General features: G+C 32.8%; 25 protein-coding genes. 10 read left to right on the top strand and 15 right to left on the bottom strand.

The window, feature by feature from the left end:
- Window positions 1–45: 45 nt before the first annotated feature.
- The 6 genes from porN to topA form a co-directional block, all read right to left on the bottom strand.
- Window positions 46–930 carry a type IX secretion system ring subunit PorN/GldN gene (gene porN, locus RH82_RS13445; protein WP_034061445.1) on the bottom strand — a complete coding sequence of 295 codons (885 nt, stop codon included), beginning with the start codon at window positions 928–930 and terminating at the stop codon, window positions 46–48.
- Window positions 931–968: 38 nt separating this feature from the next.
- The gene (gene porM, locus RH82_RS13440; protein ID WP_034061443.1) at window positions 969–2,534 is read right to left on the bottom strand and encodes a type IX secretion system motor protein PorM/GldM; all 1,566 of its coding nucleotides are present in this window, start codon (window positions 2,532–2,534) and stop codon (window positions 969–971) included.
- 48 nt (window positions 2,535–2,582) lie between these two features.
- On the bottom strand, window positions 2,583–3,218 hold the full coding sequence (gene porL, locus RH82_RS13435; RefSeq protein WP_034061442.1) for a type IX secretion system motor protein PorL/GldL: 636 nt from the start codon (window positions 3,216–3,218) through the stop codon (window positions 2,583–2,585).
- Window positions 3,219–3,265: 47 nt separating this feature from the next.
- On the bottom strand, window positions 3,266–4,636 hold the full coding sequence (gene porK, locus RH82_RS13430) for a T9SS ring complex lipoprotein PorK/GldK (RefSeq protein WP_034061441.1): 1,371 nt from the start codon (window positions 4,634–4,636) through the stop codon (window positions 3,266–3,268).
- Window positions 4,637–4,805: 169 nt separating this feature from the next.
- Window positions 4,806–5,972: a formimidoylglutamase gene (locus tag RH82_RS13425; RefSeq protein WP_034061440.1), complete on the bottom strand. Its 1,167-nt coding sequence runs from the start codon at window positions 5,970–5,972 to the stop codon at window positions 4,806–4,808.
- Window positions 5,973–6,130: 158 nt separating this feature from the next.
- The gene (topA, locus tag RH82_RS13420) at window positions 6,131–8,671 is read right to left on the bottom strand and encodes a type I DNA topoisomerase (protein ID WP_034061439.1); all 2,541 of its coding nucleotides are present in this window, start codon (window positions 8,669–8,671) and stop codon (window positions 6,131–6,133) included.
- A 321-nt stretch (window positions 8,672–8,992) separates the two neighbouring features.
- Here topA and miaB point away from each other — a divergent pair, with 321 nt between their 5' ends.
- From miaB to groL, 8 genes are all read left to right on the top strand, one after another.
- Window positions 8,993–10,441 (top strand): tRNA (N6-isopentenyl adenosine(37)-C2)-methylthiotransferase MiaB, encoded by a 1,449-nt coding sequence (miaB, locus tag RH82_RS13415; RefSeq protein WP_034061438.1) that lies wholly within the window; start codon window positions 8,993–8,995, stop codon window positions 10,439–10,441.
- An 8-nt stretch (window positions 10,442–10,449) separates the two neighbouring features.
- Complete coding sequence (locus RH82_RS13410) at window positions 10,450–11,415, top strand: hypothetical protein (protein ID WP_034061437.1); 966 nt, start codon at window positions 10,450–10,452, stop codon at window positions 11,413–11,415.
- Window positions 11,416–11,451: 36 nt separating this feature from the next.
- Entirely contained in the window at window positions 11,452–12,708 is a 1,257-nt protein-coding gene (locus RH82_RS13405) for a sigma-54 interaction domain-containing protein (protein WP_034061436.1), read from the top strand.
- Between the two features lie 56 nt (window positions 12,709–12,764).
- Window positions 12,765–13,271 (top strand): LPS assembly lipoprotein LptE, encoded by a 507-nt coding sequence (lptE, locus tag RH82_RS13400; protein ID WP_034061478.1) that lies wholly within the window; start codon window positions 12,765–12,767, stop codon window positions 13,269–13,271.
- 101 nt (window positions 13,272–13,372) lie between these two features.
- Window positions 13,373–14,329, top strand: a complete 957-nt coding sequence (locus tag RH82_RS13395; RefSeq protein WP_034061435.1) for a hypothetical protein — start codon at window positions 13,373–13,375, stop codon at window positions 14,327–14,329.
- Entirely contained in the window at window positions 14,329–14,676 is a 348-nt protein-coding gene (gene secG, locus RH82_RS13390; protein WP_034061434.1) for a preprotein translocase subunit SecG, read from the top strand. Before RH82_RS13395 ends, secG begins: the two co-directional genes overlap by 1 nt.
- A gap of 186 nt (window positions 14,677–14,862) precedes the next feature.
- Complete coding sequence (locus RH82_RS13385; protein ID WP_034061433.1) at window positions 14,863–15,141, top strand: co-chaperone GroES; 279 nt, start codon at window positions 14,863–14,865, stop codon at window positions 15,139–15,141.
- A gap of 75 nt (window positions 15,142–15,216) precedes the next feature.
- Window positions 15,217–16,848: a chaperonin GroEL gene (gene groL / locus RH82_RS13380; RefSeq protein WP_034061432.1), complete on the top strand. Its 1,632-nt coding sequence runs from the start codon at window positions 15,217–15,219 to the stop codon at window positions 16,846–16,848.
- Between the two features lie 115 nt (window positions 16,849–16,963).
- Here groL and RH82_RS17915 read toward each other — a convergent pair whose 3' ends face one another.
- The 8 genes from RH82_RS17915 to xrtF form a co-directional block, all read right to left on the bottom strand.
- Complete coding sequence (locus RH82_RS17915; protein WP_052158340.1) at window positions 16,964–17,923, bottom strand: alpha/beta hydrolase; 960 nt, start codon at window positions 17,921–17,923, stop codon at window positions 16,964–16,966.
- 165 nt (window positions 17,924–18,088) lie between these two features.
- Window positions 18,089–18,379: a ribose-5-phosphate isomerase gene (locus RH82_RS13370; protein ID WP_052158339.1), complete on the bottom strand. Its 291-nt coding sequence runs from the start codon at window positions 18,377–18,379 to the stop codon at window positions 18,089–18,091.
- A gap of 55 nt (window positions 18,380–18,434) precedes the next feature.
- The gene (locus tag RH82_RS13365; RefSeq protein WP_081979263.1) at window positions 18,435–18,797 is read right to left on the bottom strand and encodes a heavy-metal-associated domain-containing protein; all 363 of its coding nucleotides are present in this window, start codon (window positions 18,795–18,797) and stop codon (window positions 18,435–18,437) included.
- Window positions 18,798–18,854: 57 nt separating this feature from the next.
- Window positions 18,855–21,089, bottom strand: a complete 2,235-nt coding sequence (locus RH82_RS13360; protein ID WP_034061430.1) for a TonB-dependent receptor plug domain-containing protein — start codon at window positions 21,087–21,089, stop codon at window positions 18,855–18,857.
- Window positions 21,089–21,814, bottom strand: coding sequence for a heavy-metal-associated domain-containing protein (locus RH82_RS13355; protein WP_034061429.1), 726 nt, complete (start codon window positions 21,812–21,814; stop codon window positions 21,089–21,091). The genes RH82_RS13360 and RH82_RS13355 overlap by 1 nt, the downstream gene beginning before the upstream one ends.
- Window positions 21,815–21,884: 70 nt before the next feature.
- On the bottom strand, window positions 21,885–22,289 hold the full coding sequence (locus RH82_RS13350) for an HYC_CC_PP family protein (protein ID WP_241148066.1): 405 nt from the start codon (window positions 22,287–22,289) through the stop codon (window positions 21,885–21,887).
- A gap of 59 nt (window positions 22,290–22,348) precedes the next feature.
- Window positions 22,349–22,777 carry an exosortase F system-associated membrane protein gene (locus RH82_RS13345; protein ID WP_034061428.1) on the bottom strand — a complete coding sequence of 143 codons (429 nt, stop codon included), beginning with the start codon at window positions 22,775–22,777 and terminating at the stop codon, window positions 22,349–22,351.
- Window positions 22,770–23,321: an exosortase family protein XrtF gene (xrtF, locus tag RH82_RS13340; RefSeq protein WP_052158338.1), complete on the bottom strand. Its 552-nt coding sequence runs from the start codon at window positions 23,319–23,321 to the stop codon at window positions 22,770–22,772. Before xrtF ends, RH82_RS13345 begins: the two co-directional genes overlap by 8 nt.
- Window positions 23,322–23,402: 81 nt before the next feature.
- Between xrtF and RH82_RS13335 the strand changes: the two genes are divergently transcribed.
- On the top strand, window positions 23,403–23,861 hold the full coding sequence (locus RH82_RS13335) for a GAF domain-containing protein (protein WP_034061427.1): 459 nt from the start codon (window positions 23,403–23,405) through the stop codon (window positions 23,859–23,861).
- Between the two features lie 6 nt (window positions 23,862–23,867).
- Here the strand turns inward: RH82_RS13335 and RH82_RS13330 are convergent, their stop codons facing one another.
- Window positions 23,868–24,296, bottom strand: a complete 429-nt coding sequence (locus tag RH82_RS13330) for a hypothetical protein (protein WP_034061426.1) — start codon at window positions 24,294–24,296, stop codon at window positions 23,868–23,870.
- 176 nt (window positions 24,297–24,472) lie between these two features.
- On the opposite strand from RH82_RS13330, the gene purH reads away from it, so the two are divergent.
- Window positions 24,473–26,005: a bifunctional phosphoribosylaminoimidazolecarboxamide formyltransferase/IMP cyclohydrolase gene (purH, locus tag RH82_RS13325; RefSeq protein WP_034061425.1), complete on the top strand. Its 1,533-nt coding sequence runs from the start codon at window positions 24,473–24,475 to the stop codon at window positions 26,003–26,005.
- The last annotated feature ends 89 nt before the right edge of the window (window positions 26,006–26,094 follow it).

Below are 26,094 nucleotides of genomic sequence, written 5' to 3'. Positions count from 1 at the left end.
CTCACTTTTTCAAGTGAGCGTTTTTAGAACTTATTTTGTTTAAAATTAGTATGACCACATATCTAACTCGAAGTTTCTAATTTTTTCTTTAATTCTTTTAGATTCTAAGAGTTGCATTAATGCATTTTCAGGAATATACTCTTCAACTGTACGGTCACCAAAAACATTTTCTTCCTTTATAATATGTCCATTAAAACGACGTGCGTTTAAAATGTGATCGAAAGAAAACGGTACTGCACTATTTTTATCATTGAATGATTTTGCTTCATGTAATACTTCTCTAGCATCTGGGAAGAATATCCAAAAGTATGGAATTAAATCATCTTGATCTGTAAAGTTTATATCCGGTCCTGCAGGTGCAATACCTAATAAACGATATTTCAATTCTCCTTGACGTTTATCAAAATACCACAATCCTTTAATAAAATAGGCTTTAATATCGGCTGAACCAATATGAACTTCTGTAATATATTCTGGATCAATAATACCTTCAGCATTAAATTGATCAATACCAATAGGCAAAGTATCAATTTTAGTAGATATATCTTCCATTTCTTTAGCTGTTCGCTTGCCTGTAAAATAAGAATCGTTATAAACGCTTTCAATTTCACCATCTGCTATAGCTTTTGTAAATACATCAAACAATGAACGTCTGTTATTTCCAATATTATTTGTATCTATAGGATAATATAATGGGAAATTAACACGCTCATCCAAAATCACTTTTTCCCAAGTCATTTTAGCGAACATAATATCTCTATCGTCAACATAACCATATTCCAATGGTTTATCGTTGTCTAAAGCTTTTTGTTCTTCAGTTTTAACACCAATCTCCGTAGGAGATTTAGCATTTAAAAGGTTAGCCTGAGCACATACATTAGAAGAGATCAATACTCCACATAATACTGCTAATAAAGATTTAAAATTCATTTGTTTACTCTTTTAATATTAATTAATTACAAAGTTGATTAGTTAGATAACTCTATAACTATTGGAGACGAAGTTTTAATTCTTGGTCCAGCACTTGACTTAGATTTTATATCAAATATAGTAACCGTTGCTCCTCTTTTTGCCTTAAGCAAAGCACCTTTAGCCTGACCATTTAATCTGTTACCAGAGACGGTTACACTAGGTTGCCCCGGTACTTTAAATTTAAATCCTGTTACCGTTAAAGGTAAATTAAAATCAAAGTCTTCTAGCACTGCTACTACTTTACCTATTTCAACATTTTTTCTAGGTAATTTACCTGAAGAGAAACCAGCCATTTTACCTGTTGGCGATGGAATATCTTTAATTCTAAATACTGCTTTATCTGATGCTCTTGAGCCATCATCTAAAGTTGCACTTACACTAATAGTAACTTCTCTACCAGAAGTAGGTACCATGTTATATTTGCCAATTCCACTTCCTTTAGTTAAACCAGTAGCTGCAGCAGTTACTTTATTATCTGGAACACCAGCAAAAGAAATAGTCATCGGGTTTACTACACCTCTATAAACAACATTCATTTTGTCTGCAGATATAGTCGCCGAATTTGGTCTTGGTACTACTACATAGTTACCCTTAATATTTATCTCTAAAGGCTTGCCGTCTTCTAAGAAGGTAAATTTACCCTCAATATCATGCTCTCCAACGCTACCAACATTAAAATCTAAAGTTGCAGCACCAGTAGAATCAATAGCTTCTTCTAAGTTAATTTCTTTACCTTGAACAACTAATTTAGTTGGAGGTACTTTTGCATATTTACCAATAACTACTTTACCTTGAAATTTTTCTCCTGCAAAAAACGCAGATTTATCAGCCAAAATAATTGCTTGGTATTTGTTAAGTGATACAGCACTAGTTAATACGTTACCTAGAAAAAGGTTCATCATATTAGCCTCTGTTACTTTAACATCGTTCTGCATTGCTGTAAGTTTAGTATAAGAAGCAATTGCTGGAAAACCTTTAAAGTTATAATCTAACCAGTCAATTTTCTTTCCATCTCTATCCTCTTCTTGAGCAGTTGAAAATAAATCCTCGAAACTTTTTAAAGCCGGACCATATTTAATATCATCACCAAGAACCGCCTTAACGTCAGTTTTGTAAGCAGCAATCTTACTCATTACTTCTTCACCCTTCTTTGTTAAACGATCTCCTGTAAACCAAGTAGCATCCAAAATATCTGTCTTATCCATTTCCTCGAAAGGCAGTTTACCTGTCTCCGGATTAATAGCATACTTTCCTTTTTTTAATAAGTCTACCTTTAAAGTTTCTATGTAGTTATAAAAACCTTCTGAGATAGAATTTACACGTTGAGCTTTTGCCGATGAAGCTAAAAATTCTTCTGGTTTTTCCTCTCCTTTTTTCTCTAAATCTGCTAATAAAGCAGCGTTTCTTTCAGTAGTGTCCTCATTTGAAGTCGCAAACTTCGCTTCCATAAGTCCAAATGCTGATAGCACTTCTTTTGACATATTCATAGCCATCATTGCGATGAATACTAAATACATCAAGTTAATCATTTTCTGCCTTGCAGATGCTTTTCCTCCTGCCATGTCTAATTAGTTTTTTTAATTATTAATATTAGTGATACTAATTACTAATTAGTTTTTGTTCATTGCCGATAACATACCTCCATAAACTCCGTTTAAAGAAGATAAGTTAGATGCTAATGATTGCATTTGCTCTTTTAACTTGTTTGCATTTACAACAGACTCCTCGTTAATAGTCGCTTGACGGCTAGCAGATTCCATTTGTACTTTGTATAAGCTATTTAAAGATTCCATTTGTGCAGCAGCAAGAGACATTTCTTCTCCATACTTTTTTGTTGCAGTCATTGCTTCTACCGAAGGAGCGATTCCTTTTGCAGCACCTTCGAAATTTTTAATACTATTTCCTAAACTTGCCATTAATTCACCATCAATTTTAGCATCCTTTAATAAGTTGTCTAATTTTTTTGATAATAGACCTTCAGCATCTTTAGGTTCTTCTAATTTTCCGTTTTTAGTTGTCGTCATCCCGCCTGCTAATTCTGGATATACTAAAGACCAATCTAAATCTGAAGATTGTCTCTCGAACGCAGAATATGTAAATACTAAAGCCTCCACAATCATACCTACAGTTAAAATTTCTGAAGCCAATGGCCAGTGTTGAATTTTAAATAGGGCTCCAACAATTACAATTGCTGCTCCTAATCCATAAATCATGTTAGTTATTGTGATTTTACCTTTTTGTGCCATAATTTCTAAGTTTTAAGTTTTGATTATTGTTTATTTGGGTTGATTTATTATTTTGATGAGTTTGCAGTAACTTCAGTTCCCATGTAATCTTGAACTGTTCTAAAGCCAATGTAACTTCTTGCAGAATCTGCGTATTCGTAATCTCTTGAACTTACTTGTAAGAAGTATGCAACATCTTTCCAAGAACCACCTCTAACTACTTTACGTTGGTTACTTGCGACGTTTACACTTGGATTAATTGTAGACATATACTCATATGAAGCTGGATCGTATGAAGCATTTACCCATTCCGAAACGTTTCCTGCCATATTATATAGGCCAAAATCGTTTTGTTCGAAAGCATTTGCCTCTACTGTATATAATGATTGATCTGCCGCGTAATCTCCACGCAATGGTTTAAAATTCGCCATAAAACAACCGCGATCGTTTTTAGCATATGGTCCTCCCCAAGGATAAGTTGCTGCTTGCAAACCTCCTCTTGCTGCGTATTCCCATTCTGCTTCAGAAGGTAAACGGTAAGAGTTTACATAATGTATTTTCTTTTCTTTTCTATACGTATTGTGAACTAATGTTCTCCATTGGCAAAATGCTTTCGCTTGTTTCCAAGACACACCTACTACAGGATAATCGCCATAAGCGTCATGCCAGAAATAATCGTTGTGCATTGGCTCGTTATAAGAATAAGCAAAATCTCTAATCCAAGCTGTAGTATCTGGGTATATTGTTACTTCTTCTTTTATAATAACATCTTTACGACGTAGATTTTTGTTTTTTGCTGCTTTTTCAATATCCATATAAGTATATTGAAACTTGAATTTAGTAACATCCCAAGTACGTTGTCCATTGTAAGACTCTTCTATAGGAAGATACATAGTGTCCATAACTTCTACATAGAATTCGTCTGGATATTCTGCAGTATCAAAAACTAAATCAACATCGTGGTTTAATTTTCTTCCTTCGTAACCTGTTTCACCAAGACCACTATAGTTATCTAGCATGTATTGGTCGTAAGGTGTCATTTCTTCCTCATTTGCATCTTTAAAGGCAAATTGTCCAATACCTGGCTCTCCACCATCTCCTCCAGTTTCTCCAACTTCATCGGCTAAGATTGCTAATTTAGTTCTAATGGTAGAATCTCTTACCCATTCTACGAATGATCGATACTCACTATTAGTGATTTCTGTTTCGTCCATGTAGAAAGCTCTAACGGTTACGGTTTTAGAAGGTGCATCTTGAATACCAGCTAAATCATCATCGGCTTTACCCATAATAAATGCTCCTCCAGGAACCAAGGTCATACCGTAAGGTTTTTCTGGATGCCATTTCTTTCCTTTAACGCCAACCAGTTGTCCTCTATCTTTAGAACCACAACTTGCTAAAAGTGTTAAAACTACTGTTATTAATAAAAACTTCTTCATAATCATTGAAAGCTCGAGGTTAATTGTATACTCCTAAATTTTAAGAGCGTAAACTTATTTATATATTTTTTAAAAAACAACTTTTTAAAGGAATAAAAAAAACATTTTATCGTGTTAAAATTACTCTTAAACGACAAATAAAATGTTAAAACTGGGTTATTCCTAATAATTATATACTATTCTTCTGATAGGCTTTATACCATCTATCGGGTGTTTTGCCGTTACAAGCGTCTAAATAGTCTTGGTGCGTGCAAGGTAATAACGTGTGCTTTTTTAATTTATTATTAACATTTGCTAAAAAAGGTATTTCTATCCACCATCTACCCGTTTTCGTACTTTTATAGAAAACTAATTCTTCAGCGTCTGCTAAAGTAGTAAATTTTTGGTGATTATTATCATCTAAAAAGTCGTCATCTTTAACCCTACAATTAACACCTTCTATAAAATACCATATCATTTGCGATATTAACATCGCTGTTACTTCATCGTCATAAGATGGTTTATACTCAAATATTCCGAATGCTGAAACTTTATTACTAATACCTGCATAACGTGCAATAGCACAAATTTCTTTTCCATCTAACCCATTTGGAGACAGCCTTTGCTTTAAACTTACTTCAGATGCTTTTACAACACCCAAATCTATACTTACCACGTTAGCATCTCGCATAACTGGCTCTGCAATAGTTATATCGTTTGACACTTCTCCTAAACGATAGGCTTCAAAATACAAACGTTCCATTAAATCTATTTCTTCTTGCGAATTAAAATAGGTTTGAGAACCTAGAGTTGCATAATTAAACAAATTATAAGGCTCATCTAAAATCACCTTACCAACAAAGCTATTATTTTTTATTGGCTTAGCAGAATCCCCTAAATCGAAGCAAGAGTCAACATTAACTATATTAACCATAGGCATTAAATTATCGTATGCACGATAAACAGCATAGGTTAAGTCTTGACTTCCTCCTAAAATAATAGGAATGATTTTTTTCTGAATTAATATAGATACGGTAGTCTTTAGAGCGAAATAAGTATCTTCCACAGACTCTCCTTTGTTAATATCACCTAAATCTGCAATAGTTGTGTTCCAGCTTCCTGGGAACAAAGCATAAAATGATTTTCTAACTTCATTAAGCTGAAATTCTTCACCTATATAATTAACATCGTTCCTGTTTTCTAAAACACCTATAATAGCAACTGATACTCCTTCTAAATCTGGAACACCTTGCTGGGCAGAGTGAATCTTCAATTTGCGCCCTAGTGCTTGTATTGATAATAACTCTACGTGAGCTAAAACCGCATCTGAAACTGGAGACAAAAAATTAAAATTCATATACTATCCTTTTATCATTTAAATTAACTGCAATAAAACGTTCCTTTATAATTCAATATAACATGAAACCATAACTAAAGCTATTCTCTATTTTTCCATTTCTTGTAAAGAAAAAAATCATTTTCTTTTACAATGAATTTAAAAAATGAATAGCATTATTACTTTTTAGCTGTGGTTTTTTTCTTTGCTGTAGTTTTCTTTGCTGTAGTTTTCTTTTTTGCCGCAGGCTTCTTTTTAGCTGCTTTCTTTTTTGGAGCGTTTTTCTCGATAATACCTTTTACTTCATCCAAAGTTAAAGCTGCTGCATCTACCGTTTTAGGTAATTCAATCTTTACTTTTCCTTGTAAAACATTGAATCTTCCCCAACGTGCTTTTTCTACACGTATACCTTCATCTTCCCAATTATGGATGACTTTATCGATTTCTTTTTGAATCTTTACTTCTATTAACTCAACAATATCAGTGTCAGATAAATTATCCCAATCGTACTTTTTATTGACATTTATAAACATGCTGTTCCACTTTATAAATGGCCCAAAACGTCCTTTTCCTTTTTGCACAGGTAAATCCTTGTATATATATATAGGAGCGTCTGCTTCTTCTTTTTCCTTGATTAGCTCAATTGCTTCTTCTAATTCCACTTTTAAAGGATCACTCCCTTTTGGTAAAGAAACAAAAGCAGCTCCAAATTTTACATAAGGTCCAAAACGACCATTATTAACTTCTACTGGCTCTCCTTTATATTCACCTAAGTTTTTTGGAAGCTTGAATAAATCCATAGCCTCTTCAAACGTAATGCTTCCTAGTTGTTGGTCTGGACTTAAACTTGCAAATGTTGGTTTATCTTCATCGTCTACAGTTCCCATTTGTACCATTGGTCCAAATTTTCCTAAACGCACACTTATACGTTTTCCCGATTTAGGATCTTCTCCTAAAATACGTTCTCCCGATTCTCTTTCTGCATTTTCCTGTACATCTACTACTTTAGGATGAAAATCTTTATAAAAAGTCTTCATCACATCTTTCCAGTCTGCCTTACCATCTGCAATATCATCAAACTGGCTTTCTACATTAGCAGTAAAACTATAATCTAAAATACTTTCGAAATGATTAACTAAGAAATTGGTTACAATAATACCAATATCTGTAGGCACTAACTTTCCTTTATCCGAGCCTACTTTTTCAATAAGCAAATTATCTTTTACAACTCCATTTTTCAAAACTAATTGCGTGTAGTCACGCTCTGTACCATCAATAGTACCTTTCTCTACGTAATTTCTATTTTGGATTGTAGAAATTGTAGGTGCATAAGTAGATGGTCTACCAATACCAAGCTCTTCTAATTTCTTTACAAGCGAAGCTTCAGTAAATCTATAAGGCGCTCTAGAGTAGCGTTCTGTTGCTGTAATAGTATTATTCAATAAAGCTTCACCAACTCTCATAGCGGGCAACATACCTTCTTGTTGTTCTAAATCCTCATCATCTGTACCTTCTAAATACACTTTCAAGAATCCATCAAAAGTAATAACCTCTCCATTAGCAGTAAACGTCTGTTTATGCGAAGCTGCATTTATTTTTACATTGGTACGCTCTAATTGCGCTTCGCTCATTTGCGATGCAATGGCACGTTTCCAAATTAACTCGTATAATCTTGTTTGATCGTAATCCAAACCGGCAGTATGTACAGCAAAATTAGTAGGTCTTATTGCTTCGTGGGCTTCTTGAGCACCTTTAGACTTTCCTTTATAATTACGTTCTTTTGCATATTCTTCTCCGTAAGCATCGACAATTTCTTTTGCCGCGCCTTGCTTTGCATCGTTAGATAAGTTTACACTATCTGTTCTCATATAAGTAATTAAACCCGCTTCGTATAGACGTTGCGCCATAGTCATTGTTTTACTTACTGAAAAATATAATTTCCTAGAGGCTTCTTGTTGTAATGTTGAAGTTGTAAATGGTGCTGAAGGTGATTTCTTAGCTGGCTTTTTCTCTAAATCTGAAACCTTAAACGTTGTATTAGCATTCTCCTTTAAAAATTTAAAAGCCTCTTCTTTTGTTTTAATTGCTTTTGGTAATTTTGCTTTAAAAGATTGTCCATCTTCATTTGAAAATTCTGCATCAACTCTATATGACGCTTCTGCATTAAACTCATTAATTTCTCGTTCTCTCTCGACAATAAGTCTCACAGAAACGGATTGCACACGTCCAGCAGATAAACCTCCTTTAACTTTTCTCCATAACACTGGAGATAATTCGTAACCTACAATTCTATCTAACACACGACGGGCTTGTTGTGCATCTACCAAATCGTAATCTATTTGTCGAGGATTCTTTACTGCTTTCTGGATTGCAGATTTAGTAATCTCATGAAAAACAATACGTTTCGTTTTCTCTTTATCTAAATTTAGAGACTCTGCTAAGTGCCAAGCAATAGCTTCTCCTTCGCGATCCTCATCACTAGCCAACCAAACCATTTCTGCTTTTTTCGCTAAATCTTTAAGCTTTTTTACAATAGCTTTTTTATCAGAGGATACTTCGTATTTTGGATCGAAATCACCTTCGACATCAACACCTAATTCTTTGGAAGGCAAATCGGAAATGTGTCCATAACTCGATTCTACTTTAAAGTCTTTTCCAAGAAATTTTTCGATTGTTTTTGCTTTCGCAGGTGACTCAACTATAACTAAATTCTTCGCCATTCTTCGGTTTTTAGAGGTTACAAATGTATATCAAAAAAAATATATTAACCTAATTTATATTCAAATCAATCAAATATAAAATTATAAAATCCTTTAAACCAGCCCTCAAAAAGCCATTCATTTTAATAATTTTTAAGCAAAGTGTTTCCTTAAAATCAATCATTTTAACCTCTCCTTATTATATATCAAATCTAAAAACAACAATTCTTATATAAAATTTAACACACTGTCAGATTGTCATAATCTACAGAATAACATATATTTGCATCTGCCTATAATAAAGAGGCCTAAAACTTGACCTGTACTGTTTTCAGTAGATTTATGGAAAAAATAATAGACGAAAATAAACAAGGAGATGCTTTAATTTTAGAGCAAAAAGAAAACAATTCGAAGAAACTTTTTATAGAAAGCTATGGCTGTGCTATGAATTTTAGTGACAGTGAAATTGTGGCTTCCATACTAGACAAACAAGGTTATAACACCACAAACAAACTTGAAGATGCAGATTTAGTTTTAGTAAACACCTGCTCTATTCGAGATAAAGCTGAACAAACCGTAAGAAAACGTTTAGAAAAATATAATGCTGTAAAACGTATTAATCCTAAAATGAAAGTTGGTGTTTTGGGTTGTATGGCAGAACGCTTAAAAAGTAAGTTCTTAGACGAAGAGAAAATTGTTGATCTTGTTGTTGGACCAGATGCTTATAAAGATTTACCAAATCTTTTAGCTGAAGTTGAAGATGGACATGATGCTATCAACGTTGTACTATCTAAAGACGAAACTTATGGCGATATTTCTCCTGTGCGTTTAAATACTAATGGTGTAACTGCTTTAGTTTCTATTACGCGTGGTTGCGATAATATGTGTACCTTTTGTGTTGTTCCTTTTACGCGTGGTCGAGAACGCAGTCGTGATCCACAAAGTATAATAGAAGAAATTAATGATCTTTGGAGTAAAGGCTATAAAGAAATTACTTTACTTGGTCAAAACGTAGACAGCTTCCTTTGGTATGGTGGAGGCCTGAAAAAAGATTTTGTAAAAGCTTCAGAAATGCAAAAGGCTACAGCTGTAGATTTCTCGAAACTGCTGCAAATATGTGCAGAAGCACAACCAAAAATGCGTATACGTTTTTCGACTTCTAATCCTCAAGACATGAGTTTAGATGTTATAAAAATGATGGCGAAATTTGATAACATTTGTAATCACATTCATCTACCGGTGCAAAGCGGAAGCAACCGTATTTTAAAAGAAATGAATCGCTTACATACGCGCGAAGAGTATTTTACGTTAATAGATAATATTCGTAAAATTATCCCTAATTGTGCTATAAGTCAGGATATGATTGCTGGTTTTCCAACAGAAACAGAAGAAGATCACCAAGACACTTTAAGCCTATTGGAATATGTAAAATATAACTTTGGTTATATGTTTACATATTCTGAAAGACCTGGAACATTGGCTGAACGTAAATTAGAAGATGATATTCCTGAGGCTACAAAAAAACGAAGACTAAGTGAAATTATAGCACTTCAATTAGAACATAGCGAATTTAGAACACGACAGTTTTTAGGACAAACTATTGAAATATTAGTAGAGAAGGAATCTAAAAAATCTAAAGACCAGTGGTCTGGAAGAAGTCAGCATACCATTGTTGCAGTGTTTCCAAAGGAGAACTATAACATTGGTGATTTTGTAAATGTAAAAGTAACGGATTGTACAAAAGCGACACTAATAGGTGAAGCTGTTGGACTTTCAACAAAAAACAATTAAATAAAATTATGAAAAAAGCATTATTAATATTATTTACAATCGCATTGTTCACAGGATGTGAAAACGAACCGATAGATAGCAGTCTTACAGTAATAACAAACCCAAGTAATCCAACAAACCCAACTAATCCTACAAACCCAGGTAGTGAAAGTTCAGATCTTACATTATCGCTTTACGAGTTAGACACAGATATTAGTTTTTCACTTTTTGGTACACCAATTCAAACGGTAACCAACAGCGACATTAATATCACAAATAACGTGATTACTTCTAGCAATATCGAGTTATCTGTTCAAGGAAGCACACCCGTTTTAGAAAACCAAACGATTACTAGAAATGGTTCTGGCCAAGTTATTAGTGACGTTAGTACAACACTTTCTGGCGCCGTTACAAACGAATATTTTATTACCTATACGAGTGGTAATATTACCGAAATAACTTACAATTATTACGATCAAGAGGATCCTTCTTTTGACGAGAATTATACTTACAATTTTACTTACAGTGGCAATACCATTACAAGAACTAAAGTTGGGTCTTCAATAGAAACATTATTTTCTTTGAACACCTCAAATAAATTAGTAAAAAAAGAATCTTTTGATAATTCAGTAAGTATTTTAGCAGAAGAATTAACCTATAATAGTGATGGTAATATCTCTAATAGTATAACAACTGGTGAAAGCGAAGGTGAACAAAGCTATAATTATGATGCTTTAGAAAACCCATTAAAGACCGTTTATGATGAACACTATTTATTAAACTTTTTAAGCGACGAATACGAAGACGAAATAGGCTCTGTAATTGCGCATTTTCATGCTTCAAAAAACTGGACTGGTGTTACAATAAATGGTGATACTTTTAATTTTACTTTAAATTACAATACAGTAAATAGAATTTCTTCAAGAGATATAGCTTACAATTTTGAAGGTGCGCTATCATTTATTATTAACGAGCGTTTTAATTACGTAAACTAGATAACAAACAAAATTTCTACTAACGCAGGAAATAATATGGAATCAATACAAGCAACAAAACAACGTTTCGGGATCATAGGAAATAGTGCAACTCTAAATCGCGCTATCGAAAAAGCGATCCAAGTGTCACCAACAGATATTTCTGTTTTGGTAACAGGAGAAAGTGGTGTTGGTAAGGAAAGTATTCCAAAAATAATACACCAACTTTCACATAGAAAACACAATAAGTATATAGCCGTAAACTGTGGTGCAATACCGGAAGGCACAATAGACAGTGAACTTTTTGGACATGAAAAAGGAGCCTTTACAGGAGCAACAGGAACTAGATCTGGCTATTTTGAAGTTGCAGATGGCGGGACCATTTTTTTAGATGAAGTTGGAGAATTACCATTAACCACGCAAGTGCGTTTATTGCGTGTATTAGAAAATGGAGAATTTATAAAAGTAGGATCTAGTAAAGTACAAAAAACCAATGTTCGCATTGTTGCAGCAACAAACGTGAACATGTTTGAAGCTATTAAAAAAGAGAAGTTTCGTGAAGATTTATATTACCGATTAAGTACTGTAGAAATTAACCTTCCTCCTTTGCGTGAACGTCAAGAAGACATCCATTTACTATTTAGAAAATTCGCCAGTGATTTTGCATTGAAATATAAAATGCCAACCATAAAATTATCTGATGATGCCGTCCAGAACTTAATTAAATACCGTTGGAGCGGAAACATTAGACAGTTAAGAAATGTGGCTGAACAAGTTTCTGTTTTGGAACGTACTAGAGTTATTTCTACAGATACTTTAAGAGGTTATTTACCAACAGGAAGCAGTAATTTACCTGCGGTAATTAAGACTACAAAATCTGAAAGCGATTTTAGTAGCGAACGAGAAATTCTCTACAAAGTCTTGTTTGATATGAAAGCCGATTTAAATGATTTAAAGAAGCTTACCATGGAACTAATGAAAAACGGCAACGTTAAAGAGGTAGAAAAGGACAATGAAGGATTAATTGAAAAAATCTATGGTGATAATGAAAACGAAGGCACATTAGAAGATTTACAAGTATTAGCGATACCAGAGAAAACGGAAACAACTCAAGCTTATCCAACAGAATCTAATGATAAGTATCATTTTGCTGAAGAAATTGAGGAAGAAGAAACGCTATCTTTACACGATAAAGAACTAGAATTAATAAAAAAATCTTTAGAACGACACAGCGGCAAACGTAAATTAGCGGCCGAAGAATTAGGGATTAGTGAACGTACACTTTATAGAAAAATTAAACAATTTGACCTTTAATTTTTCGTTATTATAAAAAGCATTCTGCCCACGCAAAAATGACAAAAATGTTATTAATGAGATATATAAAACACATTCTAATATTAATAGTAACTGCAACCCTTTTTAGTTGTGGCTTTTATTCTTTATCTGGGACAAACATTAAAGATGATGTAAAATCATTTCAGGTTAATTATTTTCAAAATACTGCAGCACAAATAGAGCCTGGAGTCGATAGAGATTTCACTATTGCATTGCAAGACTTAATACAAAACCAAACCAACTTAGAGCTCGTTAATTCTAATGGCGACTTGGTTTACGAAGGTGAAATTACAAAATATCGTATTTCTCCAACCACAGCAACAGCAAACAATACAGCAGCACAAAACAGAATAACTGTTGCTATTCGTGTACGTTTTTACAATAAAAAAGCGGAAGATGATGATTTCGAGCAAACCTTTTCATTTTTCTATGATTATGAAGGAAGCTCTTTACTAACAGGTAGTGTAAAAGACAGTGCTTTAGATGAAATTTTCGAGCGTATTACTCAAGATATTTTTAACGCATCTTTGGCTAAGTGGTAATCCCGTTGTGCACTGCGAATAGCGCTTTCAAAAATAGAGGAAACAAAATATAAATTACAGATTGTTTTTTTCTTAAAATGAATTAAGGTCAAGTAAAAAATATGAATCAGTCAGAATTTTTAAATATAATTAAAGCACCTCAGCACATTAGCACGTCGCAAACCGATGGCCTAAAGAGTGTTGTAGATGCTTTTCCTTATTTTCAATCTGCGAGAGCACTGCATCTTAAAGGTTTAAAAAATGCTGAGAGCTTTAAATATAATAATGCTCTAAAAGCAACTGCTGCTTATACTACAGACAGAAGTATTTTGTTTGATTTTATAACTTCTGAAACATTTGCGCAAAATGAAATTTCTCAATTCATTAAACAAAACACAGCACATATACAAGATATAGATGTTACTATGGAGGACATTTCAATACAAAAAAGCGTAGCAATAGACGCTATTTTAAAGCAACAAATTGAAGATACAAGAGAGACTTTAGACCCTGAGTTATTTCAGCCTAAAATTGACAAAGAGCAAGTCGCTAATTTTGAAGTTGAAACGGAAATCGAACCAAAAACGCAAACTTCGGAAGCTGAAACCAAAAACACAATAGCACCAGAAGACATTTTAAATATTGGAAAACCGCTTCAGTTTAATAAAAACGAAACACATTCTTTTAACGCGTGGTTAAGTTTACCGCGCTTTACTCCTATTAATCGTGAGTTAAAAACTAATGAGCCTATTTCCGAAGACAAAAAACCTAAAAATAGTATTAGCAACTCGGCAAGAGCTAAAAAGTTTGATCTTATTGAAAAATTTATAGAAAAAAGTCCAAAGCTAGTCGCAAAAAGAACACCAGCATCAAAACATAACATTGCGAAAGCACAAATGATACAACCAGAAGCCTTAATGACAGAGACTTTGGCGCGTATTTATCTTGAACAGAAGAACTATAAAAAGGCAATTCAATCTTATAAAATATTAAGTTTGAAATATCCAGAAAAAAGTGGTTTCTTTGCAGACCAAATTAAGGCAATAAACGAATTACAAGAACAAAACAATAAGGAATAATGGGACAATTTATAATATTTTTAGTACTAATGGTAGTGGTTGCATTTTTACTAATCGTAGTAATAATGGTACAAAACCCTAAAGGTGGCGGCTTATCATCTTCTTTTGGAGGCGGTGGAACTCAACAATTAGGAGGAGTAAAGAAAACAACAGACTTTTTAGATAAAAGTACTTGGGCATTAGGTGCTATTTTAGTAGCATTAATTTTAGCGTCTAGCTTATCTATTCCACGTTCTGGAGTTCAAGCAGACTCAAAAGCTTTAGATCCAAATGCAATTAGTGTTCCTGTTGCACCTGCAACAACACCAGCTGTAGATGATGCAACTAAAGTTATAGATAATGAATAACAAGAGATTAATATAATATTATAAAAATGCCAACTTTACAGTTGGCATTTTTTGTTTTTAAACGTTACTAAAAATAGTCTGTAAGTTTGTCAGTTACTTATAAATGGCACATTTTTAGCTTACTATAAATTCTAAAATATACATAACCGTCTTATCTTTATAACTTAGGACATAACAAAAATAACAATGAGCAAAATAAACATTAAACCACTAGCAGACCGTGTTCTTGTTGAAGCACTTCCTGCTGAAACACAAACTGCTTCTGGACTATATATTCCAGATAGCGCACAAGAGAAACAACATAAAGGTACTGTAGTTGCTGTTGGAAATGGAAAAAAAGACGAACCACTAACTGTTAAAGTTGGAGATACTGTACTTTATGGAAAGTACTCTGGGTCTGAAATTAAGTTAGATGGCACAGACTATTTAATGATGCGTGAGGAAGATATAATGGCTATTATATAATCTGTCATTCCTGCGTAGGTAGGAATCTCACTAATTTTAACTAGATTTTCAAACTAAAAACAAAAGATTTAAAACATGGCAAAAGATATAAAATTTGATGTAGAAGCTCGCGACGGTTTAAAACGTGGTGTAGACGCATTAGCAAATGCAGTAAAAGTAACTTTAGGACCTAAAGGAAGAAACGTAATTATTAGTCGCTCTTTTGGAGCACCAATAGTAACTAAAGATGGTGTTAGTGTTGCAAAAGAAATTGAGTTAGACAACCCATTAGAAAATATGGGTGCTCAAATGGTAAAAGAAGTAGCTTCTAAAACCAACGATTTAGCTGGTGACGGAACTACAACTGCAACTGTATTAGCTCAAGCAATTGTAAAAGAAGGTTTAAAAAATGTTGCTGCCGGCGCAAATCCTATGGATTTAAAACGCGGTATCGACAAAGCGGTTAAAGCAATTGTTAAAGATTTAGGTAAGCAAGCTAAAGAGGTTAAAAACTCTTCAGAAATGATTAAGCAAGTCGCTTCAATCTCTGCAAATAACGATGAACATATTGGCGATTTAATCTCTAATGCTTTTAGTAAAGTAGGTAAAGAAGGTGTTATTACTGTTGAAGAAGCAAAAGGAACAGATACTTATGTAGATGTTGTAGAAGGTATGCAGTTTGATAGAGGATATTTATCTCCCTACTTTGTTACGGATAGCGAAAAAATGATTGCCGATTTAGAGAATCCTTACGTATTATTATACGACAAAAAGGTATCTACAATGAAGGATTTACTTCCTGTACTAGAACCTGTTGCACAAACAGGAAAGCCATTATTAATTATTGCTGAAGATGTTGATGGAGAAGCTCTAGCAACTTTAGTTGTTAATAAATTACGTGGTTCTTTAAAAATCGCTGCTGTAAAAGCACCAGGTTTTGGAGACAGACGTAAAGCAATGCTAGAAGATATTGCAATATTAACTGGAGGAACAGTGATTTCTGAAGAACGCGGATTTACGCTTGAAAATACTTCAATCGAAATGCTTGGTACTGCAGAACGTATTTCTATAGATAAAGACAATTCTACAGTTGTAAATGGTGCTGGTGACAAAGATTTAATAAAGAATAGAGTTAACCAAATCAAGTCTCAAATAGAATCTACAACTAGTGATTACGATAAAGAAAAGCTACAAGAACGTCTTGCTAAATTAGCAGGTGGTGTTGCCGTTTTATATGTTGGAGCTGCTAGTGAAGTAGAAATGAAAGAAAAGAAAGATCGCGTCGATGATGCTTTAAATGCTACAAGAGCTGCTGTTGAAGAAGGTATTGTTGCAGGTGGTGGTGTTGCTTTAGTGAGAGCTAAAAATGTTTTAAGTAAAATTACTACTGAAAACTTAGACGAAACTACAGGTATTCAAATCGTTGCTCGTGCTATTGAAGCTCCTTTAAGAACGATTGTAGAGAATGCAGGTGGCGAAGGTAGCGTTGTGGTAAACAAAGTATCTGAAGGTAAAAAAGACTTTGGTTATGATGCTAAATCTGAAACGTATGTAGATATGCTTAAAGCTGGTATTATCGATCCTAAAAAAGTAACACGTATTGCATTAGAAAATGCTGCTTCTGTTGCTGGAATGATATTAACTACTGAGTGTGCTTTAATTGACATTAAAGAAGATGCTCCTGCTGGCGGAATGCCAATGGGTGGAGGTATGCCAGGTATGATGTAATGGTGAATCACTATAGATAAATTATAAAAAATGCTTCTAGATAAATCTCTAGGAGCATTTTTTTTGTTTATATGATTATTTAACGGTTGAGTGTTTAACGAATTAAAAATCAGCACTACTTTTTTACTAGACTTAAACTACTATTAGCCGCTGCATGCTTATCTAAAAATGAGATCACTTTATTAAAATACTTTTCACCGCCAACATTCCAAACATTAGTATGGTTTGCTGTATCAACTACTAAAAACTCCTTATCAGTACTTTTTATTTTAAAAAAATTATCCTTTCCATATTTTATATTAATACGCTTATCATCATTACCATGTACAATTAAAACTGGTTGGGTTATATTTTCGCAGTATTTAATTGGTTTGGCTTCATTTGGATTAAACGCTGCAATATTTCCAGTTCTATTAACTAAATAATTTGAAAAAGGTGCAAAGCTAAATCCAGCATAGCGATGAAAGTAATCATTCACAATCGTTTTGAAATCAGAGAATGCACTTTCTACAATTCCAAATTTCAATCGCGCATCAAATCCCATGGCCTGTAAACTAATTGCTCCACCTAAAGATTGCCCCCAAATCCCAATATAATTTAAGTCTTCTTTTTCATATAAATAGTCAATTAACTTCGTAACATCTTTTTTTTCGTTTACTCCAAAGGAACAAAACTGACCTTCGCTTTCTCCGTGTGCTCTTAAATCCAGAGCAACTGAATTATATCCATTTTTAGACAACAAAGAACTTAAACCTTTAAAATGATCTTTGTTAGATCTTATGCCATGTAGTAAAATCACAGTACCTTTAATAGGGTCTACATCTGAATACGTTAAACTAGCTGAGAGCTTAATATTATCAAATGATTTTATTACTATTGTCTTTCTTTTTATTTCTGAGTCTTCATTAGTTATTAGTTTATGACTGACATTGCGATTTCGTTTAATTAAACCTACAATTGGGTTTCTTATTTCAGAAATAAGACGTGGAATAAAAAAGTGAGTTAATAATAATCCTAGAATTAGAAAGATAAATAAAAAGCGTTTTATGATTTTAATTCTGTGTTTTTTTGCCATATTGAAGGTAGTACTTCTGTAAAATAAATTATTCCAATACTGAGACAAGCCCAGCAAAGGTGTATTAGTATGATACGAAATTGAGCTTTATTTTTTTAACAAAGTCAAGCAATCTTAATTAAACCAAACCGCATAACGTTTTCGCCTTAATTCCAAAGCCAAAGCTTATTCCATTTTAAGCGCTTCTGCTCTAGTTACAATTGGATCTATATGATTGTATAAACTTGATATTAAATAAGAACCATACTTTTCTACACTATTAGATGACAGTTTATGTCCTTTCTTATTTCTATAACCTGTTTTGTGTTGGATGAAGCGTTCCTTTGGTGTTTTACTCGTCATACCAACATACAAGCATTCCAAAACACCATTAAACTGTGGATTAGCAGTTCTAAACTTTGCGTTTTCGGTAAACACTCGTTTGGATAGTTCTATAACGTAAATTCTGTATGGCATAAATTGAAAATAAAAAGCCTGAATAGAAATTCAGGCTTTATTACTTAATCTATTACTAATCTTTGTGATCTTCTTGTACCTCTTCATCACGATACTTACAACATGGATGGACAGTATTATAAGCTTCTTCTGTTGCTTTTAATTCTTTAGTGTCGTGTCCAACTTCTGCAATACTTTTAGAAATAGTTTCTAAATTTGTTTTACGTTCGTCGAAAATTAGTTTTAATTCGTGTGTTTCAACATTCCAAATAGCAGACTTAACGCCTTTGGTGTTTAAACTTGCTTTTTCAATTCTCTTTTTACACATTAAACAAACGCCATCTACTTCTAAAGAGGCGCGTTCATTTTTATTCTGTGCGAATGTTACAGATGTTATTAATAGTACTAAAACTATTACTGTGTTTTTTATTAGTTTCATTGATTTCATATTGTTTAAGTTTATAATTATGAGATTCCTAACTTGCGCAGGAATTTATTACTTTATTTTATATCTCAATCCTGCAAAATAATTAGCACCAAAAATTGGTCCATAGACAAACGTTGTATCAAAACTTGAACCAAAAGGATTATCTGCCGATACTATTGGGTTATTTTGTTTGGTATTAAATATATTTTCACCTCCTAAATATACTTCAAATTTTGGAGAAAACACCTTAGTTACTTGAGCGTTAAATGTTGCAACCGTAGGAGAATAATCTGCCAACTGATATTGCACAGGATTATTTTGTGTAGAAGAGAAACGCTGCGCTCCCAACCAATTATAAGTTGCATCAAATTTCCATTGTCCCGTTTTGCCGTCTTGCATTTGTGTTTTATAAGAAGCATTAGCAAAAAAACGATGCTTTGGTGTTAGTGGTCTTTCTAATTTACCAGAATTAAATTGTGTTTTTACATCATAATTTTTATAAGCTAAACGCATATCGAAATTATCGAAAGCTTCATAATGCAACTCCACTTGAAAACTATTAGCATAACTCTCTCCATTTAAATTATAGAAATTTACCTCTTGTGGGTTTTCATAATCTACCACAACTTGATTTTTAAAATTAGTTCTATAAAAATCTGCTGTTACTTCTCCTTTTCTACCAAGCGCTCTAAATCCCTGTAAAAAAGACACACCATAATTCCATGCTATTTCTGGGTCTAATCCATAAATTTCTCCTGTTGTGTTTAATATATTTATTGCACGAGAGGTTGAGAATAGTTTCTGGTTTTCTGCAAAAATATTTGCGCTACGTTTCCCTCTGCCTATAGAAGCTCTAAACACACCTTTTTCCCATGTTGTATAACGCATGTGAAGACGAGGCGTAATAAATGTGCCTAATAGATTATGTTTATCAATTCTTAATCCTGCAGTAACATTTAATTTATCTAAATTAAAATAATTATACTCCACAAAAGCACCAATTGAATTTTCCGTTCTTTTAAAATCTGTAGTATTTACAAGTTCATTATAGTGGTCGTAAGTATAACTTACACCTGTTTTAATTTTATGCCTAGAGTCGCTTATAATTGTATTGTATATTAAATTTGCATACAAACTATTATGCTCTATATCGTAAATATTCAAACCAAAATAAGAGTCTTGTTGGTGACCACTAAATGCAGCTTGTAAACCAAGACTTTGCCATGGTAACTCTGGATTAACGTAACCTAATTTTGCAGAAACCTCATAGCGTTCGGTGTCTATTTCGTTTCCCCAATTATTAGTTGTAAGCTTATCTGTTTCGGGATTAAAATCTAATTGTCCAGATTGTTTCTGGTCGTTTAAATACTTCAAATTAATAAAACTCACGAAGCCTTTTTCTAGATTGGTATATTGCCAACGATTCATGATATTAACTTGGCTATACAATGGCATATCTAGAAACCCATCATTATTTACATCATGCTTTGTATTTTGAGTACTTCCATGTAAATAGATTCCTGTATCCCATTTGTCGCTAACCTTAGTATTAAGGTGTGTATTTAATTCCAAACGCGCATTACTAGCTGCATAAAGGTTTACAAACAATTTATCATCGCTTGACGGCTTTACAAGCTCTGCATTTATTTGGCCCGCAATACTCTCGTAACCATTAACAACACTACCAGCTCCTTTTGTAATTTGAATACTCTCTACCCAAGTTCCTGGAATAAAACTAAGTCCAAAAGCTTGAGATGCTCCACGAATAGATGGGATGTTTTCGGTAGCAATTAAGATATATGGGCTCGTTAAGCCCAACATTTTAATTTGTCGCGTACCAGTTACAGCATCTGCAAAATTAACGTCGATGGATGGATTTGTTTCAAAACTTTCAGAAAGGTTGCAGCAAGCAGCCTTTAATAACTCATCGCTACTTACAGTAATAATATTTTGTGCTGATAAATAAGAACTCGAAGAGGCCTTTTTTCTCGCAGTAATGTTAATTTCGTCAAGCTCACTTGTAGGTTTTAAACTATGTTTAATAGCTTTTGGTTCTAGTATTGTTAATGTATCTGTTTTATAACCTACAAAACTAACTACTAATTTACTGTACTCCTTCTTATAAGGTAAAGAGAACTTTCCATCAAAATCAGTCACATCTCCAACTTTAGTTCCAAGCCAAAACACATTAGCTCCAGGAAGCGGTGTTTTATTAGAGTTCTCTTCAAAAATAACACCTTTCAATTGCGTTTGAGATATTGCAAATATTGGCAATAATATCAATAAGTTTAATATATTTTTCATTACAAATAGATATTGATTAACATAATAATTGCCATAATAATCATGATGGTATTTTCAATAAATGTTGCTTTCGTCATTGGCAATTTTAGAGCTGTACCTAAACAAGCACATTGTATTGCTTTTTTATCTAAAAGTGTTTTCGTTACGCCTATTGTGGTCACTCCTAAAATAATAATAGTAACAGCTAAAGCTAAAGGTATTTGTATACGCATTAAAAACAGTAAGCCCAATGTCAACTCAAGAAAAGGATAGATTTTTCCATAAAAAGGAAAGGCTTTCGCCAATGGGTCGTACATTTTAAAAGATTCCGGAAAGCCCTTTAAATCTAATATTTTAAAAAAGCTAAAAACCACATAGAATAAGCCCATAAAATCGAGCATAAAGTCGCTCCAATCCCAATTTTTATAATGCAATAATATTGAAGCCATTGTTATATAACCAAAGATTATAAATAATGGTTTTAATTGCTGAAGGTCACTTTTTTGTTCTTCACGCTTTGCAGATGAAAAGACATTTTTTTGTTCTTTTTCTAAAATTGAAAATTTTTCGGGTAAAGCCGCTTTTAAAGTTTCTATTGAAATGTACTGAGACATCTCAACGGTCGCTTCTGCTTCTTCAAGATCAACAGAGGCACTTATCACTTTTGGTAGCGCATTCAGGCTTTTTTCAACCGAAGCACTACAGCCATTGCAGGTCATGCCTGCAACTGTATATGTATGTTTCATTATGTTTTATTTAATAACTTATTTCTATTTGAGATTTCCGCCTACGCAGAAATGAAAAAGAAACCATCTATCAAATAAGGAAAGTCTCATCTAATACTTGTATGTCGCAGAAAAGGTTTGGAGGCGCATATCCTTCATTAGGAATAACTTGCTTTGGTAAGCTTATGAATAAAGATATATAACTATAAACGTAAGAAGTAAAAAGTATCTGTTGGTTAACATTAAGGTCGTCAAAGGTGTTAAGTTTAAGTTGGTCTTGACCTTGAACTACTACAACCTCATCTTTACAACAACTTTTCTTAATTAGTGTTGTTGCTGAAGATTCCATTCCGCAGTTCTTCACTTTAGAAAAAACAGCAGTATCAATTAAATTATTCCCACAATAGTGAGACTCAATGGTAAATGATAGCGTTGAAAACAACACAATAAATGCCATTAAAAAAGATAAACTTTTATTTAATAAACTGATTTTCACATTACAAAGTTAATAAAATAACATAAACAATGCATATTATTATTAGCTTTAACACTAATTTATGTTCTTTTTCTATGGTAATAAAACGCCGGAAGCAATAATAACAGTATTACTGGCTGAATTAAAAACCTTCGAATATTAAAAAACATATAATAATCTTCTTGTTGTGGATTTAATACAAAGAACAAAAACAATATAAGCAGAACAACATAAGAAAAACCGTAGACTAAAACCGAAAATTTCACAATACTTATATCCTTAAAAAAACCATATAAAATAGCTAAAGAAACGATGGAGTTAATTAAATAGCGTAGTGATGTTGATAGTGCTAAATGTAAAACTTCACGTCTAGGAGAATCTATATACAAATAATCGCCTTTAAAGAATTTTAGATACGGATCATAAAAAAGCTCGTTTTCAAAACCACGGACCATCGCTAATAAAACAAAAAGAAAAAATAGCCAGATATATTTTTTATACTTATCCATTATTTTTACCAATATTAGAGAATCTATTCACCCAAAGCATCCATAATAAAAACACCATTCCATAAATTATTGCAGGAAAGATTACTGAATGTAAAATAGCATTTCTCCATGGATAATGGTACAATCCAATGGATAGAATAACGATTCGAATAAGATTTACAGTATAAATAATAACACTTCCAGATAATAAAAATAAAATTGTTGTTTTTAATTTTCCCGAAAAAGCAACAACAAAAGAAATAAATAAAACAATAACACTAATAGCATTACAACCTTCTACTATTCTGGCAATATACTTACCTCTTACTATCATCTTCATCGAAGGCTCCTCAGGATGTTTAATAACCTGAGCCTCATAACCAACCATACTTAGCAAAGCTTCCGTTTGGTATGCTACTGCATTCGTTATATAATCTGGATGATACTTTGAACCAATAGAAGTATTAAGATATAAGTTATATACTATAGATAAACCAATATACACTAACAAAAATGTAAGAATAAATTTTATTACAGACTTATACTTTATAAAAAGAGTTTTCAATTTTTTTTTTGTAAAAATAATTAGATTTTGAGAGTTTAAAACTACGCCTTTTTAAATACTTTTACTAAAATTTTTATCCTAATGATTTTTGACACTTTAAAACAAAAAACTGAAGCTATACTTTCTAATTCTAAAATCGCTATAGATGAGCGCTTAATGTCAATTTGTGAGTTATTAGAAGCAAATATTAACCATTATAATTGGGTTGGCTTTTATTTTAAAAATGGCAACAAGAACGAATTAAAGCTTGGACCTTATGTTGGTGAGCCCACAGACCATACTATTATTCCTTTTGGAAAAGGCATCTGCGGTCAAGTAGCAGTTAGTAATGAAAACTTTGTAGTACCAGACGTTGCTGCTCAAGATAATTATATCGCTTGTAGTATTACTGTAAAGGCTGAAATTGTAATTCCTATTTTTGTAAATGGTGAAAATATTGGACAAATAGATATAGATTCTAATACTCCAAATCCTTTTACAGAAGAAGATGAACGTTTTTTAGAGTTTGTTTGCAGTGAAGTTGCTAAAACACTAGAATAAAAAAAGTCATTTACCTTTATTAACAAAACCATCAAGAGCTAGACCATTATCAATATCCAAATTATCTCCTGAAATAAGTATAGTTCCTATTTCTACACTATCGATATACAATGTTTGTAAATCATTTTCGAGTTGGATTTCAAAACTATAGATTCCACTATCTAATCCAGCATGAATATCTTCTGGACCAGTGGTTAGAACATTATTTTCTATAACAACATTTCTATTACTTTCATTAAAAGTCCATTTTACATCGCCAAAAGTATAATCTATATTAACTGGTGAAAATCCGCCATAAACATGTTTTAAATTCCAAGAACCCTCTATGGCCTCAGTTTGAACATCATTATTTTGTTCAGTATCATTTTGTTCATCATCATTTTGACAACTTATAAATAAAACTGAAATTAATATAACTAGTAGTTTTACTTTCATCAGTTTGCGTTTTAATGTTTAAACCATTCTTAAGATACAGTTTTTATAATTTGGTTCTGTATCTTTAACTATAAAATGTTAACAACATCTATTTTTAGTTAAAAACCCAATAGACTTTTTGAGTTAATTACATTTCCTTTTTTTGTAAATTTGCTCGCTTATTAACACAACTACTAATGAGCAATAACAAAACAATTAAATCTGCATTAATTTCGGTATTTAGCAAAGATGGCTTAGAGCCAATTGTTAAAGCACTGGATAAACAAGGCGTTACTATTTATTCTACTGGTGGAACAGAAAAATTTATTAGCGACTTAGGTATTAAAGTCGTTCCTGTGGAAGACGTAACATCGTATCCTTCAATTCTTGGAGGTCGCGTAAAAACACTTCACCCAAAAGTATTTGGAGGTATTTTAAATCGCCAAAATCATGATGGTGATGTTGCTGAAATGAAGGCATTCGATATTCCACAAATTGATATAGTAATTGTCGATTTGTATCCTTTTGAAAAAACTGTAGCTTCGGGTGCTGCTAATCAAGATATTATTGAGAAAATTGATATTGGAGGTATTTCTCTTATTCGCGCAGCAGCAAAAAATTATGCTGATGTTATTTGCGTTTCTTCGGTAGATGATTATGCTGAGTTTTTAGAATTGATTACAGACAAGAAAGGTGATTTATCTGAAGAAGATAGAAGAAGTTTCGCTGCAAAAGCATTCAATGTATCTTCTCATTATGATTCTGCAATATTCAATTACTTTAATGCCGATCATGAAATAGCAGCTTTAAAAATTTCTGAAACTAACGGAAAAGTATTGCGTTATGGAGAAAACCCACATCAACGTGGTTTTTTCTTCGGAAATTTTGACGAGATGTTCACCAAACTACATGGTAAAGAATTAAGCTACAACAACCTTTTAGATGTTGATGCAGCAGTAAATTTAATGGCAGAGTTTAAAAACGATGCGCCAACCTTTGCAATCTTAAAACATAATAACGCTTGTGGTTTAGCACAACGTAACACTTTACACCAAGCTTATACCGATGCTTTAGCTGGCGACCCTGTTTCTGCTTTTGGAGGCGTACTAATTTCTAATACTGAAATTGATGCTGCAACTGCGGAAGAAATCCATAAGTTATTTTGCGAGGTGGTAATTGCTCCAAGTTTTTCTACTGAAGCTGAAACCATTTTAAAAGGCAAGAAAAATAGAGTGCTTTTAATTTTAAAAAATGCTGAATTTGCGCAAACTACTGCAAGAACTTGTTTAAACGGTATTTTAGTGCAAGACAGAAATAATATAACAGACACATTAGAAGACCTTAAAAACGCAACAACAAAAGCACCAACAACAGAAGAATTAGACGATTTAATTTTTGCTTCTAAAATTTGTAAGCATACAAAGTCTAACACTATTGTACTTGTAAAAGGCAGACAATTATGTGCAAGTGGCACAGGACAAACAAGTCGTGTAGATGCTTTAAACCAAGCGATACACAAAGCACAATCTTTTAAATTCAATTTAAAAGGAAGTGTTATGGCGAGTGATGCTTTTTTTCCGTTTCCAGACTGCGTAGAAATTGCAAAAAACGCAGGAGTTTCGGCTGTAATCCAACCAGGAGGTTCTATAAAAGACCAATTAAGCATTGATTATTGTAATGACAATGAAGTCGCTATGGTATTTACAGGAACACGTCATTTTAAACATTAGATAAATTCTTTAGAAAAAAGGAATCTCATATTAATATTTTTAAACCTGATAAGTGTCAAAGCTTATCAGGTTTTTTATTTATTTCGGAA

The organism is Lacinutrix jangbogonensis, assembly GCF_000797445.1.
In the GTDB taxonomy this organism is placed as follows: domain Bacteria; phylum Bacteroidota; class Bacteroidia; order Flavobacteriales; family Flavobacteriaceae; genus Lacinutrix; species Lacinutrix jangbogonensis.
This window is presented reverse-complemented; position numbering and strand designations above follow the sequence as displayed.

Bases quoted from the DNA above. Each gene is read 5' to 3' on its own strand.
- porN (WP_034061445.1), bottom strand. From the start codon at position 930: ATGAATTTTAAATCTTTATTAGCAGTATTATGTGGAGTATTGATCTCT.
- porM (WP_034061443.1), bottom strand. From the start codon at position 2,534: ATGGCAGGAGGAAAAGCATCTGCAAGGCAGAAAATGATTAACTTGATG.
- porL (WP_034061442.1), bottom strand. From the start codon at position 3,218: ATGGCACAAAAAGGTAAAATCACAATAACTAACATGATTTATGGATTA.
- porK (WP_034061441.1), bottom strand. From the start codon at position 4,636: ATGAAGAAGTTTTTATTAATAACAGTAGTTTTAACACTTTTAGCAAGT.
- RH82_RS13425 (WP_034061440.1), bottom strand. From the start codon at position 5,972: ATGAATTTTAATTTTTTGTCTCCAGTTTCAGATGCGGTTTTAGCTCAC.
- topA (WP_034061439.1), bottom strand. From the start codon at position 8,671: ATGGCGAAGAATTTAGTTATAGTTGAGTCACCTGCGAAAGCAAAAACA.
- miaB (WP_034061438.1), top strand. From the start codon at position 8,993: ATGGAAAAAATAATAGACGAAAATAAACAAGGAGATGCTTTAATTTTA.
- RH82_RS13410 (WP_034061437.1), top strand. From the start codon at position 10,450: ATGAAAAAAGCATTATTAATATTATTTACAATCGCATTGTTCACAGGA.
- RH82_RS13405 (WP_034061436.1), top strand. From the start codon at position 11,452: ATGGAATCAATACAAGCAACAAAACAACGTTTCGGGATCATAGGAAAT.
- lptE (WP_034061478.1), top strand. From the start codon at position 12,765: ATGAGATATATAAAACACATTCTAATATTAATAGTAACTGCAACCCTT.
- RH82_RS13395 (WP_034061435.1), top strand. From the start codon at position 13,373: ATGAATCAGTCAGAATTTTTAAATATAATTAAAGCACCTCAGCACATT.
- secG (WP_034061434.1), top strand. From the start codon at position 14,329: ATGGGACAATTTATAATATTTTTAGTACTAATGGTAGTGGTTGCATTT.
- RH82_RS13385 (WP_034061433.1), top strand. From the start codon at position 14,863: ATGAGCAAAATAAACATTAAACCACTAGCAGACCGTGTTCTTGTTGAA.
- groL (WP_034061432.1), top strand. From the start codon at position 15,217: ATGGCAAAAGATATAAAATTTGATGTAGAAGCTCGCGACGGTTTAAAA.
- RH82_RS17915 (WP_052158340.1), bottom strand. From the start codon at position 17,923: ATGGCAAAAAAACACAGAATTAAAATCATAAAACGCTTTTTATTTATC.
- RH82_RS13370 (WP_052158339.1), bottom strand. From the start codon at position 18,379: ATGCCATACAGAATTTACGTTATAGAACTATCCAAACGAGTGTTTACC.
- RH82_RS13365 (WP_081979263.1), bottom strand. From the start codon at position 18,797: ATGAAACTAATAAAAAACACAGTAATAGTTTTAGTACTATTAATAACA.
- RH82_RS13360 (WP_034061430.1), bottom strand. From the start codon at position 21,089: ATGAAAAATATATTAAACTTATTGATATTATTGCCAATATTTGCAATA.
- RH82_RS13355 (WP_034061429.1), bottom strand. From the start codon at position 21,814: ATGAAACATACATATACAGTTGCAGGCATGACCTGCAATGGCTGTAGT.
- RH82_RS13345 (WP_034061428.1), bottom strand. From the start codon at position 22,777: ATGGATAAGTATAAAAAATATATCTGGCTATTTTTTCTTTTTGTTTTA.
- RH82_RS13335 (WP_034061427.1), top strand. From the start codon at position 23,403: ATGATTTTTGACACTTTAAAACAAAAAACTGAAGCTATACTTTCTAAT.
- RH82_RS13330 (WP_034061426.1), bottom strand. From the start codon at position 24,296: ATGAAAGTAAAACTACTAGTTATATTAATTTCAGTTTTATTTATAAGT.
- purH (WP_034061425.1), top strand. From the start codon at position 24,473: ATGAGCAATAACAAAACAATTAAATCTGCATTAATTTCGGTATTTAGC.